At 45.5% G+C, this 14,629-nt stretch carries 13 protein-coding genes and 1 pseudogene; 5 read left to right on the forward strand and 9 right to left on the reverse strand.

Annotated features, from left to right (window positions below):
* Nucleotides 1–29: 29 nt before the first annotated feature.
* The 5 genes and pseudogenes from KIV41_RS04710 to KIV41_RS04730 all read right to left on the reverse strand — a co-directional run bounded on the left by KIV41_RS04710 (nt 30) and on the right by KIV41_RS04730 (nt 3,790).
* Nucleotides 30–248, reverse strand: coding sequence for a DUF6500 family protein (locus tag KIV41_RS04710; RefSeq protein WP_005446898.1), 219 nt, complete (start codon nt 246–248; stop codon nt 30–32).
* A 99-nt stretch (nt 249–347) separates the two neighbouring features.
* A pseudogene (locus KIV41_RS04715) lies at nt 348–1,575 on the reverse strand (carbohydrate porin).
* A gap of 111 nt (nt 1,576–1,686) precedes the next feature.
* Nucleotides 1,687–2,319, reverse strand: coding sequence for a DUF3299 domain-containing protein (locus KIV41_RS04720; protein ID WP_010451735.1), 633 nt, complete (start codon nt 2,317–2,319; stop codon nt 1,687–1,689).
* Nucleotides 2,320–2,399: 80 nt separating this feature from the next.
* On the reverse strand, nt 2,400–2,660 hold the full coding sequence (locus tag KIV41_RS04725; RefSeq protein ID WP_045388792.1) for an amidohydrolase family protein: 261 nt from the start codon (nt 2,658–2,660) through the stop codon (nt 2,400–2,402).
* 116 nt (nt 2,661–2,776) lie between these two features.
* The gene (locus tag KIV41_RS04730) at nt 2,777–3,790 is read right to left on the reverse strand and encodes a helix-turn-helix transcriptional regulator (protein ID WP_285335785.1); all 1,014 of its coding nucleotides are present in this window, start codon (nt 3,788–3,790) and stop codon (nt 2,777–2,779) included.
* A gap of 389 nt (nt 3,791–4,179) precedes the next feature.
* On the opposite strand from KIV41_RS04730, the gene uhpT reads away from it, so the two are divergent.
* The 5 genes from uhpT (at nt 4,180) to manA (ending at nt 10,509) form a co-directional block, all read left to right on the forward strand.
* Nucleotides 4,180–5,577, forward strand: coding sequence for a hexose-6-phosphate:phosphate antiporter (uhpT, locus tag KIV41_RS04735; protein WP_045388798.1), 1,398 nt, complete (start codon nt 4,180–4,182; stop codon nt 5,575–5,577).
* Nucleotides 5,578–5,713: 136 nt separating this feature from the next.
* On the forward strand, nt 5,714–6,322 hold the full coding sequence (uhpA, locus tag KIV41_RS04740; protein ID WP_005435246.1) for a transcriptional regulator UhpA: 609 nt from the start codon (nt 5,714–5,716) through the stop codon (nt 6,320–6,322).
* Nucleotides 6,322–7,821: a signal transduction histidine-protein kinase/phosphatase UhpB gene (gene uhpB / locus KIV41_RS04745; protein WP_039839243.1), complete on the forward strand. Its 1,500-nt coding sequence runs from the start codon at nt 6,322–6,324 to the stop codon at nt 7,819–7,821. Before uhpA ends, uhpB begins: the two co-directional genes overlap by 1 nt.
* 5 nt (nt 7,822–7,826) lie before the next feature.
* Entirely contained in the window at nt 7,827–9,167 is a 1,341-nt protein-coding gene (locus tag KIV41_RS04750; RefSeq protein WP_038896700.1) for an MFS transporter, read from the forward strand.
* A gap of 118 nt (nt 9,168–9,285) precedes the next feature.
* Nucleotides 9,286–10,509, forward strand: a complete 1,224-nt coding sequence (gene manA, locus KIV41_RS04755; RefSeq protein WP_285335786.1) for a mannose-6-phosphate isomerase, class I — start codon at nt 9,286–9,288, stop codon at nt 10,507–10,509.
* Nucleotides 10,510–10,580: 71 nt separating this feature from the next.
* Here manA and KIV41_RS04760 read toward each other — a convergent pair whose 3' ends face one another.
* The 4 genes from KIV41_RS04760 to KIV41_RS04775 are packed head-to-tail and all read right to left on the reverse strand — an operon-like array spanning nt 10,581 to nt 14,509.
* Nucleotides 10,581–11,237: a potassium channel family protein gene (locus tag KIV41_RS04760; RefSeq protein WP_285335787.1), complete on the reverse strand. Its 657-nt coding sequence runs from the start codon at nt 11,235–11,237 to the stop codon at nt 10,581–10,583.
* Nucleotides 11,234–12,355: an AI-2E family transporter gene (locus KIV41_RS04765; protein ID WP_285335788.1), complete on the reverse strand. Its 1,122-nt coding sequence runs from the start codon at nt 12,353–12,355 to the stop codon at nt 11,234–11,236. The genes KIV41_RS04760 and KIV41_RS04765 overlap by 4 nt, the downstream gene beginning before the upstream one ends.
* A 29-nt stretch (nt 12,356–12,384) precedes the next feature.
* Nucleotides 12,385–13,398, reverse strand: a complete 1,014-nt coding sequence (locus KIV41_RS04770) for a DUF2955 domain-containing protein (RefSeq protein WP_285335789.1) — start codon at nt 13,396–13,398, stop codon at nt 12,385–12,387.
* Complete coding sequence (locus tag KIV41_RS04775) at nt 13,388–14,509, reverse strand: HlyD family secretion protein (protein WP_285335790.1); 1,122 nt, start codon at nt 14,507–14,509, stop codon at nt 13,388–13,390. The genes KIV41_RS04770 and KIV41_RS04775 overlap by 11 nt, the downstream gene beginning before the upstream one ends.
* Nucleotides 14,510–14,629 lie beyond the last annotated feature (120 nt).

Genomic DNA, 14,629 nt, shown 5'->3' on the forward strand with positions numbered 1-14,629 from the left:
GGACAAAGGGGCACGTAATGTGCCCCTTTTTACATCTCGGATTCGACTAATTGAATAATCTTAGTCGCTTTTTCAAAGTGGTCGAGTTGATGAGTTTGAATCCACCAAGTCGCCGCTTCCATCAATAACTCAGGATTGTCATTCTTATTAGCGAAAAAGGCATAAAAGGACACGCCAACATTGTCGCCTTTCTGCTCTATTTTCTTCTTACACACCTGAATGATTTTGTCTCTTAACGCGATGTTCATTGCCTTTCCCTTTCTCTTTGCGATAGCAAAATTAACCCAAAACAAGAATAACTGTATTTATATACAGCTATTCTTGGTAAGGCAAATAAACGTAATCATCTAGATGAATATTCTCGCGCGAAGACCTAATACCCAAGTGCTACTTTTGTTCGAAAATGCTGGGTCTTTGATGTACTGAATATCCGGTGTGATTTGAATGTAGTCGTTCAACTGCATGTTGTAGTAAAGCTCGGCGGTAAATTGTTCAGAGTCATCCACACCATAAGCGTGTTCTAGGTTATCGTTTACATGGCTCCAGTTAACCGCGAAGCCTAGGTTGTTGGTTGGTTTACCTAAACCAAAGTAACCAATCCCCACCGTTAGCGAGCGATCATAAAGCGCTACATCACCTTCCGAGAAACCACCGCGAACAAATGGCATCAATTGCTCTGTAGCAAAGTAACTTGCTGAGAAGTTAATCCCCTGACCGCTGTCTTTATTCGTCAAGTTATGCTGCGTATCACCATCCAAATGCCACGCCGTTAGGTGGACGTTATCGGTATAGATTTGATCTTGAGAAGCCGTCCAACCCAGTTCAAACGTCGTAAACAATTTATGATCGTTGAATAAGGTATCGAAACCATCAAAAGGCTTGTCTGAACGCCCTTTACCATCAGCCACACCAGCAACCATATAGAAGTTTATCTGTCAGCATGTGTCCAACGGCTAAGCCGAGAATACCATCATCAGGCAGACCAATTGCCCCTCCGCCTGTACTGAAAGCAAGGTTAGTAAAACCTGTCCAAGGACTGGCTAATGCATATGTATCAACATAGTCACTTGTATCTAAAAAGCCGACCATGAACGCGGTTTTTCCACCATTCAGTTGCTGCTGCCAGTAAAGGTTGGTCAAACGCGCGCCTTGATCGCTATATGCAGAACCAATCATGCCCGCGTAACCTAACCCGTTTCCAATAAAGCTAAACTCTTTTGGCGATAATTTACTGTAAGCATGGCGGTGTTCCACTTTCCAAACCAATCCACCAGTATTACCAGATTCAAGACCAACCAAATTCCAACTACCATAAAAACGCGCTACGCCAGCACTTGCGGCATCTTCACCGGCACGTTGTGGGTCAGAGGCAGTTAAGCCAAGCGCTTGGTAATCCAAACCAAACGTTAAGCTATGATTTTCGGCTAGCGACTCTCGCCATGTGCGTTTTTCACGAGTGTTCTCTGTAATAGTATTGTCTACCGAATTTGGGCTACCGAAGTTTGCCGCGTTAACCGATGACGCCACTACAAGTGAAAGAGCAATAGAACTAAGCTTTGGAACAGTTACTTTCATATCTGGCTTCTCATTAAGTTGATGTATACAACAAGAGTTTAATGATTCAGATTTTTGAAAATTGCCATTAAGCGACAGCTCACTGCTTTCTGAGTTTTCTGTATTCGATTCTTACTGATAAGGTCGAATAGAGACATCATCCATTTGGTAAATAGTCTCTACGTTTGCAGCTCCATCCGAATAAGATACATCCGCTTTGGTCTTTTTAATGTGCAGATCCCCTTTAACCCAAATAGGTTCGTAAAGAGATGTGAGCTTTAGGCCTTTCGGGTAATCGACTAATACAATCTGGTTTGCTGGTGGTGGTGGCGTATGGATACAAGCGCCCATGGTTGGAACAAGAAAGAATTTTGTGACAACGTCATTGTTAAATTCTACAGGCGTTACAAAACCAGGAATTTCATACGTTTCTTCTGTTAGTGTTACGTTTGGCGTCGACGCTAGCATGCGACGATGTTGAGTAATTTCTTTGCGCTTTTTGAACAGCCATTCAATGTCTAAATCGTCAGCTTTTAAGCTATCTTCCAACTCTTTCATGGTTTGCTTTTGCTGGTCATTGAGATTTTGAGAATCGCGATACCTAGCAAGAGAACCAAGTTCGAAAAGCTGTTGATCGGTGAGTTTTACAAATGGGTCTTCAATTTGAGGAACATTCACCGGCAGCAGTTGCTCCCAGCTCAATTGATCGGCAGATACATTCGATGAAGCTAGCAAAACTAAGCCAGCCAATAGGTACTTCTTCATACGTTCCCTTGAATAGGTTCTTTGTCTTTTTGAGAAAAATTTGGGGACAACCTGTGCCCCCAAATAGTCGAAAGAGTTTACTACAAGGTGTTCTTGTGGATCTTGCCGTCTTTCATAATTACTTTGAATTTATCTTGGTAATCGTTAAGAATTGTGATGTCTTGCAGAGGATTTCCGTCCACCAGCACAACATCAGCATAAGCCCCCGGCTCTACCACGCCTAGTTTTCCGTATTTATAAGGGTTCATACCGCCCGACCAGCTCAAGACTTCCGCTGCGTTCGATGTGCCCATTTTCATGATCTGATACGGCGTAAACCCGACTTTTCCCACCCGAACCATAATGAAGAACTTCAAGCAAGGTTAATTGCCTTTACATGACAACATGCGGATATTAACTCTGTAATGTGAATTCACACTAAAAACTCCAAAAATTCAGAGGTTTTATGTGTTACGTTTCATTTAGCGGAGGGGCTCAACAAAGATTGACGGTACGCTTTAGGTGTCATTTTCATCATTCGCTTAAATGCACGCGTGAAATGAGCAGAATCGGAGTAGCCTGTTTTGAGCGCAATATGCGTGATACTCAGGTCTCGGTCCGCTAAAAGCTCTAGCGTTTGTTTAAGCACCAAGCCTTCGATCACCTCTCTATACGTCGTATCCTCATTTGCTAGCCGCCTTTGTATGGTGCGAGCATTCATGTCAATCAACTCTCCAGCAAACTGGATAGAGATTTTACCCATAGAGAGGTATGGGGTTAGTGCTCTTGCTAAGGCGGCACTAAACTTATCGTCATCACCACGAATAGCTGTATGATGAACGGCTTGTGATGGCGAAAAAACTATCGCTTTATCAATCCATTCATTAGGAATAGAAATTGCGGTAACGGGGCGTCCAGTAAAAAACTGGGCACTTTTCATTCCCGGGAGCTGGTGGAACGGCTCTGCTTCGACATCTTGGATTCCGACTTCTGCTAGTCTCCATTGCGTACCAATCAACTTCTTCAACAATTCATTCATAAACATGGCAGAGAACATTTCTGCATAACGAAACCACTCTCTATCAGCGTTCTGCTTTTCTCTGACGAGCCACCATTTACCGCCACCAGATTGGACAGAAATACTGACGTTATCGGAGATCTGTTTTAGTAGTTCAGAGACTTCTTCTAATGCCACTTTAAGTGAGTGCGTTTGGGTAATTTGATTGGCAAACCTAGGGACGTAGATGTCGTGGCAAAGCGTCCAAGTTAGCAAGGCAAACTTCTCAGGCGATGCACGCTCACCTAAGGTTTGGAATACTGACTTTAGTGCACTTTCCGGAACAAACGTATCAAGGGAATTGTTGGACAGAATATCTTGTGGCATACGTGCGGTTTCAAGTAAGGAATGAATATCGCCATCGAGTTCGTTGAGCATCGTGGCAAACAACTTTACTTCTTCCGAGTGGACCAAAGGGATATCTGTATTGGACATGCAAGCTATCATCTTAAAATACCGAGGATTATTCTAGTTTATGCACAAACGTCCATGCTGTCATTAGTCGCGCCCTAAGTGCTATGTGATATTGAGAGACGACTCACTCAGGGCTAGACGAGTCTATTCGTCTGGATATGAGAACATAACTCTCCAGCCATATTAATACTTGCCAATTCACGCCATATATACTTGTTCGCACTTCTATTTATAGAACTATGAATGTGACGATTTTCACGCTTTCAGGTTCAATTTTAGTTTTCTAGGAATTTTTCCTAGTCGATCTAAGCCCTCCTCTCATGTGGTTCAAAAGCGGACTCTCTACAATCGCCGACAGTTAAAAGAAAGCGAGCACGCAAGTGCATCACACTAATACAAGAGAGTTCACGATGTTAAAATTCCTTGAACAAGTCCGGAAGCCTACCCTAGACCTTCCGGTCGAAGCGCGTAGAAAAATGTGGTTCAAACCATTTATCCAATCTTACCTAGTGGTATTTATTGGCTATTTGACCATGTACCTGATCCGTAAAAACTTCAACGTCGCGCAAAACGACATGATTTCTACTTACGGTTTGTCGATGACAGATCTAGGTTTGATTGGCCTCGGTTTCTCGATTACTTACGGCATCGGTAAGACCGTAGTTTCCTACTACGCTGATGGTAAAAACACTAAGCAGTTCCTTCCTTTCATGCTTATCCTTTCTGGTCTGGCAATGCTTGGTTTCAGTTTCAGCATGGGTGGAGGCAGCGCGAGCTTGTTCTTGATGGTAGCGTTCTACGCACTAAGTGGTTTCTTCCAAAGTACTGGTGGTCCTTCTAGTTACTCGACCATCACTAAGTGGACACCGCGTAACAAGCGTGGTTCTTACCTGGGTCTTTGGAACATGTCTCACAACGTAGGTGGCGCGGGTGCTGCAGGTGTGGCTCTGTTTGGTGCAAACTACTTGTTCGACGGTCACGTAATCGGCATGTTCGTGTTCCCTTCTATCATTGCGATCATCGTTGGTTTCATCGGTATGCGCTATGGTAACGACTCTCCTGAAGCCTACGGTCTAGGTAAAGTAGAAGAGCTATTTGATGAAGCAGTCAGCGAAGAAGACGAAGCGGCTGAAGGCAATCAAATGACTAAGAAAGAGATCTTTGTTGAGTACGTTCTGAAAAACAAAGTGATCTGGCTACTTTGCTTCGCAAACATCTTCCTTTACATCGTGCGTATCGGTATCGACCAATGGTCAACGGTTTACGCATACCAAGAACTTGGTCTATCAAAAGAAGCAGCAATCTCTGGCTTTACCCTATTCGAAGTGGGTGCGCTTGTGGGTACTTTGATGTGGGGTTACCTATCTGACCTTGCAAATGGTCGCCGTGCGCTAGTGGCTTGTGTTTCTTTGGGTTTGATCATCGTATCACTTGAGTTCTACCAACACGCAACCAGTGAGTTCATGTACCTAGCGTCGCTATTTGTTCTTGGCTTCCTAGTATTTGGTCCTCAACTGCTTATCGGTGTTGCCGCGGTTGGCTTTGTTCCTAAGAAAGCAATCAGTGTGGCAGACGGCGTAAAAGGCACATTCGCTTACCTAATTGGTGACAGCTTCGCGAAACTGGGTCTAGGTATGATTGCAGACGGTACACCAATCTTTGGTCTTACGGGTTGGAAAGGTACGTTCGCTGCCCTAGATACCTCAGCAATGATTTGTATTATTTTGCTTGCTTTCGTTGCTATCGCAGAAGAGAAAAAGATTCGTCAAAACAAGAAGAAGCTTGAACTCGCAGAAAACCAAGCTTAATCAAACAGCGCGCTTTGCCAGTCAAAGCGCGCTAGATCATTAAATAAACTTGGTCAATTTAGTATCATAGTAGGTTTTTATTGAGCTCTTTGAGAGCTCATTTTCGTTTGTGTATTGCTGAAGTTTGGTATTTAAGATGATTAACGTAGCGCTTGTTGATGACCATGTCATTGTTCGTTCTGGATTTGCTCAATTGCTGAGCCTTGAAACAGACATGAATGTTGTAGGTGAATTTAGCTCGGTAGCAGAAGCTCGAGTAGGATTACCTGCGTGCAAGCCAAATGTGGTTATCCTAGATATCTCGATGGCAGACGAAAGTGGGCTTACACTACTCTCCGAAATCCCTTCTGGCATTGCTTGTGTCATGCTTAGCGTGCATGACTCTCCGGCAATGGTTGAAAAGTCACTTAAACTCGGCGCAAAAGGTTACCTAAGTAAACGTTGTAGCCCTGACGAGTTGATTCAAGCTGTACGAACCAGTGCATCGGGCGGTTGTTACCTAACGCCTGATATTGCGTTGAAGCTCGCCACACCAAGTGACAAAGCGGCGACGCTGACTCAACTGACTCGCCGAGAAAACGAAGTATGCCAATTGCTGGCTCGTGGTTTAGATGTGAAATCAATCGCCACTGAGCTTGGCTTAAGCCATAAAACCGTTCACGTTCACCGTGCAAACGCCATGGACAAGCTTGGCGTAAAGAACAACGTTGAGCTTGCCAAACTGTTCTCGCAAGAGTCGTTTTAATGCGTAGCTACACCATCACCTCTATTTGCGGTTTATTCATGACGGGATGCTCGTGGTTCTGCCTGTGGGTGATCGCTTATTACTTTGTGAATGATGCTGAACTGGCGATCTTGCTGTTCCCCTTCGCATTACGTTTGGGGTTAACACTGCACACGCGTACAAAGTATTGGGCAACGATTTATCTCGCCGAATGGGGATTAACCGTTGCACTCGCTTTACTTCTTGAACAGCCACAATGGTTGATGGTGTTGGTGGCCAGCGTACTGAGCATTCCGGTTGTTTACCTTGCTAAACGTTATTACAAAGGCGATCAGAATCAGCACTTAGCGGTGATGGCGGTCGTGTTACTCGTGACGTCTTGCATTAACGTACTTGCGGTTGGTTATCACGTTCAATCTGTCTACATGGCGTGGTTAGCGAGCATTGCGGGGGGGTTGTTGGTGCTGCCAATGTGTTACCTACTCTGGAACTACCTCTTCCAAAGCCCTTGGTCACCGCTGACCTCGAATTTGTTAGCCAACGAAGTTCAGTTCAAAGTTCGTCATATTCTGCTTTATAGCGTGCTATTGATTGCCAGCATTTTAGTTCAAACCAGTTTGCCAGATGAGTTAAAACGTTTCGCGCCTTTCTGTATGGCAATCCCAATCATTGTGCTGGCGCTACGCTATGGCTGGCAAGGCGCTCTTCTTGCGACCATGTTAAATAGTATTGCGCTGATTGCTGCGCGAAGTGGTGTTTCGAATCTGGAAATCACCGACCTTCTGTTGTCCCTTTCGGCACAAACCTTAACGGGCATCATGCTCGGTTTAGCGGTGCAGAAACAAAAAGATCTTAACCAAAAGCTTCGTGGCGAATTGTCGAGAAACCAAACCTTGTCCCGACAACTCATTCAAGCGGAAGAATCGGTTCGTCGTGACGTGGCAAGAGAACTGCACGATGAGATTGGTCAGAACATCACGGCTATTCGTACCCAAGCGAGCATCATTAAGCGCGTTGATAACGCAGAAATGAACACACGTTGTGCCGACATGATCGAGAACCTCTCACTCAATGTTTATGACACCACCAAACATCTGCTGAGCAAACTACGTCCGAAAATGCTCGATGATTTGGATTTGAAAGATTCCGTTCACCAGCTAACCCGTGAAATGGAGTTCGACAATCATGGCACTCGCGTTGTGCTTGATTGGCAAGGCGACTATGAGTCTTTGGGCGACACGTTAAAAGTCACCCTATTCCGTTTGTGTCAGGAAGCGTTAAACAACGCAGCTAAATACGCGAATGCGACGTCTATCGTAATCGAGCTGTCGATTGACGAGAACATTTCGTTGAACATCGCTGACAACGGCATTGGTTTCAAAACCGAAGACTGCATGAAAGGCATGGGCGTTCGCGGCATGCAAGAACGCGTGCAAGCGCTCGGCGGCAAAATGTATATCTACTCTTTGAATGATCATGTGGATGGCACGCAAATCGCCATCACATTACCTAAGGTGTAACGAGCATGTTTGGATTATTTCAGTCTCCGAGCTACAACCAAGCTCCCCTTAGTAAAGACCAGGTGGATGAACGCTACCGCTATTGGCGTCTACACATCATGCTGGGTATGTATCTTGGTTATGCAGGCTTTTACTTCACTCGTAAAACCTTCAACTACGCTGCACCCGCAATGATTGCTGATTTAGGTTTAGATAAAGCCGATATCGGTATGATTGGTACGCTTTTCTACATCACCTATGGTTTGTCGAAGTTTATCTCGGGCACCATTTCTGACCGTTCTAACCCTCGATTTTTCATGGGTGTAGGTTTAATCGCGACTGGCCTTATCAATATCGCATTTGGCTTCTCTAGCTCTTTGGTTGCACTCGCAGCCTTGTGGGTTATGAACGCTTGGTTTCAAGGTTGGGGTTGGCCTTCGTGCTCTAAGTTACTTACCACTTGGTATTCGCGCTCAGAACGTGGTTTCTTGTGGGCAATTTGGAACACCGCCCATAACGTAGGCGGCGCTTTGATTCCCCTACTCGTTGGATTTCTTACATTCCATTACAGCTGGCGAGAAGGCTTTATCGTACCGGGCATTATCGGCGTCATTCTTGGTGTCATTGTTTGTTGGCGCTTGCGCGATAAACCGACCACTCAAGGACTGCCAACGGTTGGTCAATGGCGTGATGACAAGTTAGAACTGGCGCAAGAAAATCACGGACAAGGGCTGAGCTACAAAGAAATCCTCAAACAATACGTGTTCAACAACAAGTACATTTGGTTACTCGCGTTCAGTTATGTACTGGTATACATCGTGCGTACTGCCATCAATGACTGGGGGAACTTGTACCTGACAGAACAACACCACTACAGCCTAATCAACGCTAACGCTGCGCTGTCGATGTTTGAGATTGGTGGCTTTGTTGGTTCTCTGGTGGCTGGTTGGGGCTCGGATAAACTGTTCGGTGGTAACCGAGGCCCAATGAACCTCTTGTTTGCCGCAGGTATATTCTTATCTGTCGCTGCACTGTGGTTGATGCCATTAACCAACTTCGCGTTCCAAGCTGCGGGCCTATTCTCGATTGGTTTCTTCGTGTTTGGCCCACAAATGTTGATTGGCATGGCGGCAGCGGAATGTTCACACAAAGATTCCGCTGGTGCAGCAACGGGCTTTGTTGGTTTATTTGCTTACATGGGCGCCGCACTTTCTGGCTACCCATTGGCATTGATTCTTGAAGAATACAGCTGGACTGGTTTCTTTATCACCATCTCGGTATGCGCAGCCGTTATTGGCTTGTTGTTATTACCGTTCTTACAGGCTCAACCTTCCAGAAAGCCGCTCGCTCCCAAGCTTAGGTTGTAGACACATCATTGTAGAAGCGACTTCTACACCTCTTAGGGTGAGTTAACCGCTCACCCACCTAATCTCCACTATTTTTTGCTTCCGATTCAGTTCGGAGGGTTTTCTACGGGTAAAATTCATGAATTCGAATACTATTTCATCAAAATGCTTCTTCAAAATGGACAACAAGATCCAAAACTACGACTGGGGAAGCCGCACGGCTATCCAGGATTTGTTTGGTTTTGCTAACGAAGCTCAACAACCTCAAGCCGAGGTTTGGATGGGCACTCATCCAAATGGTTGCTCTATCGTTAAACAAGGAAGTACCACTGCTTTAAGTACAATTGTTTCGTTATCAGAATTGATCAATCAGGATCCGTCAGCGTTTCTATCGCAAAGCACGGCTGAAGCCTTTGGTGACTTACCTTTCCTCTTCAAGATTCTTGCCGCAGATAAAGCGTTGTCGATTCAAGTGCATCCAAACAAGCAAGATGCAGAGCTTGGTTATGCAAAAGAACAACAGCTAGGTGTACCGCAAAATGCATTTAATCGTAATTACAAAGATGCCAACCACAAGCCTGAGCTGGTTTACGCCCTTACTGAATACCAAGCGATGAACGGCTTTCGTCCGTTTGATGAAATCATCGCTGAGTTCCGCCTGTGTGACATTCCTGAGATTAACGGCTACCTAGAACAGTTTGAGCGTAACCCTAACCAAGACGGCTTGTGTCACTTCTTCGTGGAGATTCTTTCTATGGAAGAAGCACGTAAGGTTAACGCAGTGGATCACTTATTAAGTTACGCAGCAATGAACAAAGAACGTTCAGTATGCGAATTGATTTCAGACCTTGCTGCTCAATACCCGAATGACGTTGGTTTGTTTGCTCCAATGCTACTAAACGTTATTACGCTCAAGCCGGGTGAAGCCATGTACCTAAGCGCAAGAACGCCCCACGCGTACATTAAAGGTACCGGTCTGGAAATCATGGCTAACTCAGATAACGTACTTCGCGCAGGTTTAACACCAAAACACATGGATGTGGAAGAACTGGTTAAGTGTACCGACTTCATTCCAAAACCAATGAACACACTGCTAAACCAAGCAGAAATCAATGGCTGTGAGCATCACTTCCCTGTTCCTGTGCAAGACTTCAAGTTCTCTGTGTTCCAAGAGCCAAAAGATCAACAAGTCGAGATGACCAGTGCAGAAATCTTAATGCCAATCGATGCGGACGTAACGCTGCTTGCAGAAAACGGCGAAACATTAGTACTTGGTAAAGGGCAATCGGCTTTCATTCCTGCTTATGTAGGGAACTACACAATCAGTTGCGAAGGTCGCGTCGCTCGTGCATTTAATGGCTAAGTTCATTTCCTAGTAAAATAGAAATGGCGGAGACTCTTCAGCTCCGCCATTCAAATCACTCCGTCTTATATCTAGCTCTGCGCTTGAGCCAAACGAATACTCACCAAACTTGCCACCATGATGGCCAGATAGAAGCTCCCGACTATCGCCTCAAAGAAAACGAAGAACTGAGCCACTGGAACCGTTGGTGAAATGTCTCCATACCCCACCGTCGTCAACGTAATAAAGCTAAAGTACAAAGTATTAAATAAGTTCGACAGCCAAGGTTTCGCTTCTAGTCCTGTGAAAGAGCTTGGGAAAAACTCCAATACCAACAAGTAAATCACCGCCCATGCAAGCCCTAGTAGCAGATAGATACAAATCGAACCGATGATGTGGTTCGTCGTCACCGATTTAGTTAACACCACCTGCTTTAGCGCCGAGTATATGTGCGAAAACAAGAACACCAGTAACGCACCTAGCGTCAAAATGGACAGATCTAAATGCTCTAAGAACGACATCCCGTAGGAGATGACGGCCACAATCAGTAACACGCCATACCATGTTCGGTTGGTTTTGTTTTTCTTGTTGATACCTGCAATCGAAGCACCTAGTGTTACCACCAAAAGAGCAAGAACAAATTCTTGCCCGTCTGGATAGAACTGGTGCATTACAGCACAGCCGAAAAACAGCGCGATCAGTGCAAAAAACAAAAAGTAAAAGTTATCTTCCCTAGTCATAGACTTCATGAGTCCACCTCTACTTTATCTTCCTCCTTCGCTTTTTGGTCAATGCTTAGTGCTTTGTTTGCTTCAGTGTCATCTTCTTCTAACCAGTTCACCATCAATTGATAAGTCAGACTCAGTACCACGGCACCGACAAAAAGACCAACGATGCCTGACATTGCCATACCACCCAGTGCACCTAGCAGTGTCACAAGCATCGGTGTGTCTGAACCACGGCTTAGAAGAACAGGTTTAAGTACCGCGTCGCTTGCACTAACCAAGATACACCAAACTAGGAATATGCCAGCAACCAGTGTCGATTCGACGCTAAACACGTAAATAATCGCAGGAATCAGTGCCAGAATCGGTGGCAGTTGAACAATCGCAATCAGAATTACGGCAACCATCCAAAGTGCAGCAGCAGGAACGCCAACCGCGACCATACCGACACCTGCCATGACAGATTGAATCAGTGCAACGCCAATCACACCTTGAACGACACTGCGAACGGTCGATTTTGAAAGATCAATCAACGCTTCGCCTTTCTTGTTGGTAAGGCGGTCTGCTAGCTTGGTAAAACCTTTTTGGCAAACTTCAGCATTGCTCATGAACGCACCTGCAATCATGGTCGAAATGATGAACTGGATGAAACCACCACTTACCGAGCCAACAATAGATGCTGCTTGAGAAAGGAAGCCTTTCACTTGTTCGCCATACTTAACCAAGAAGCCTTCCATGTTGGTCGATGCATAGTTAATCGCAACGAACATTTTGTCGCCCACGACAGGGATCTCTTTTAAGCTTTCTTGTGGCTTAGGTACAACTAAGGTGCCGTCTTGCAGCCCAGTGACGACCTCGGTACCACTGGTATATAGACCGGATGAGAGCGCGATAAGTGGGATTAAAAGTAACAGCACACCGATAGTACTGAGGAGCGCACTCGCCTTACCTTTTGAAATACCTAACCGATTGTGAAGGGACATCATGACTGGGTAGAGCGCGATGGCAATAATACCGCCCCACACGACCAACATAATGAATGGATTGAGGATAGAGAAACACCACCAGATCAGTAACGCTACGGCTCCGGTCTTGATAGCGGCGTCTATCGCCTGTTTAGAGAAATCATTTGAAGCTTTCATAGCGTTACCTTTTCACTGTCTGTTAAGTGTTATGTTTGCAAAAACTTCCATTGTCGGGTTTCCAAAAAGAGTGATGCGAGGATCATGTACGTCCCGACCAACACCAATTGGAAGATTCGGATAAATGTATTGCTGTCGATATCTCCGGAGCTCATTAGCGTGCTGCCGATCAAGACAAGCAAGGTACTGAACGCCGTAGCGAATATCGGTGCCTTCTCTGGCACGGTGTAAATCTTCTTCCCTATCAATACCGCCAATAACGCAATAAAGGCGGTGTAAAAGAATATGCTTGGCACAATGGCGAGAATCGAGAAAGCCAAGATGGCAAGTATCCCGCCGATACCGTTACTGATGATTAAGAACGCGCTTAATTTGACTGACTTCTCTGACGTAATCATCAAAGACAGCAACGCGACAAACATCATGGTGAGCAATGCTTCTGAAATCTGAAAGACAAAGAAGAAGCACACCACAGGAAACGAAATCAACATGGCTCGAAATGACGCATGCCAACGTTGTTCTTTACCAATTGGTGGAGCCGCATAACCCGCGAACTCACTGTCTGGCTCTGGTAGATAAATATGAACCAGGGCAAAAATCGCCACCGATACCGCACCGGAAATTGCCAAGCCACTCGCGAGCACAACAGAAATTGCTGGGTTATTTATTGCCATAAACGGCAACATCAACACCGCAATCAACAAAATGGTCGCGAACAGATTCCATTTGGGGTCAGTAAACAAGTAGTAACCCCATGCCATCATCAAACCGACGGCAATCAGTAGAACAATTGGGTACTGAGTAATGCCTCCTGAAAGGAGCAACCCCAACCCCATGGTGGCAATCAATGCCAGCAGCAACTCGTAAATCGTTTCTCTATGAAGGTTTGGCTTATCGACCAAGAACTTCGCGGTAAATACTGGCGCGACAAACGCCAGTTGCCAATTAATCCAAGCAGCGAGAAACACCGCCAGACCTACACCAATGGTGAAGCGCAGAATCCGGCGTTGAGTTGCGTTATCAATTCTCAGATTATCGGACATAAGACAGTACGCTCAGTAGACGAATCCAAAGTTTGCCAAGGGTGTTGAACACGAAGTTGTCACCGCTGTAAACAATCACGTCTGCTTGACCGCCAACACGTAGCATTCCCGTTACCTCTTCACGATCAAACTCGATAGCGATTGGTAGCATTTGCGTTTGGCGTAACCAGCCTGTTTGTTGGTTGGCTTGCGCCAGCTTACCCGCTTGTTGGTTTTGTCCCCAATCGACACCCCAGTCGATGCTGCTCACTTTACCTTTGATGACTTTGCCGGGAACAAAATCGAGGGCGATTTCTACTTCGTCACCAATGCTAACGTTGCCTAAGCTGTTTTCACGGAAGTACGCTTCAATCCAAATGTCTTCTGTCGACACAAACGTCATGATTGGCTGACCGGCTGAAGCGTAGAAGCCTTCGGTCAAACTGAAGTTCGAAACACCACCTTGAGTTGGCGCACGAATCACAGTACGTTCTAAGTTCAGTTGAGCTTGCTCAAGTGCCAGCAATGCTGCCTTAACTTGACTGTTTTCTTCACCTTCTGCGCCAAGTTGTTGTTTCGCTTTTTCAAGATCCGCTTCTGCATTTACTACGTTTGCTCTCGCCGTTGCCAATGATGCTCTCGCTTTGTCCGCGTCTGATTTCGACACAACACCTTTCTCTGCCATGGCAAGAACACGGTTGGCTTGCGCTTCGGTGTTTTGGCGTTCAACAATCGCAGACGTTAACCTTGCTTGAGCCGAAGCGATTGACGCGGTTTGTGCACCAACGTTCTGCCCAGCAATTTCAAGACTCTCTTCAGCTTGCTTTACCGCGATCTCGTAATCAGATTTATCGAGAACGGCGAGCTCATCACCTTCTTCAACAAGTTGGTTCGGACGAACATTAATATTGAGGACATTGCCAGAAACCTGGGGCTTTATTGGCACGATATAACCTTTAACACGCGCATTGTCGGTCACTGGAATGATGCGATCTGACACAATGCTGAAGCCGAGCATGACAACAATAAATAAAAGCAGATAGTTGGTGACCGTCTTTACTTTATCTTTTTTATTCGTCTCTTTGTTTTCCGCCACTTCCGTTGGCTGTTTCTCGTTTTCGTTCTCGGACATGTTATCCCCTTGCCATTGAATAGATTGAACATTTTAAGAATATACCGTCCTGTCCAACCTGCCATTAATTGAACAATAATTATCGAGCTATATCTAAAAGCAAGAGTTATGCGCTAAGAT

The sequence above is a fragment of the Vibrio sp. D401a genome (assembly GCF_030248515.1).
GTDB classification, from domain to species: Bacteria; Pseudomonadota; Gammaproteobacteria; order Enterobacterales; family Vibrionaceae; genus Vibrio; species Vibrio rotiferianus.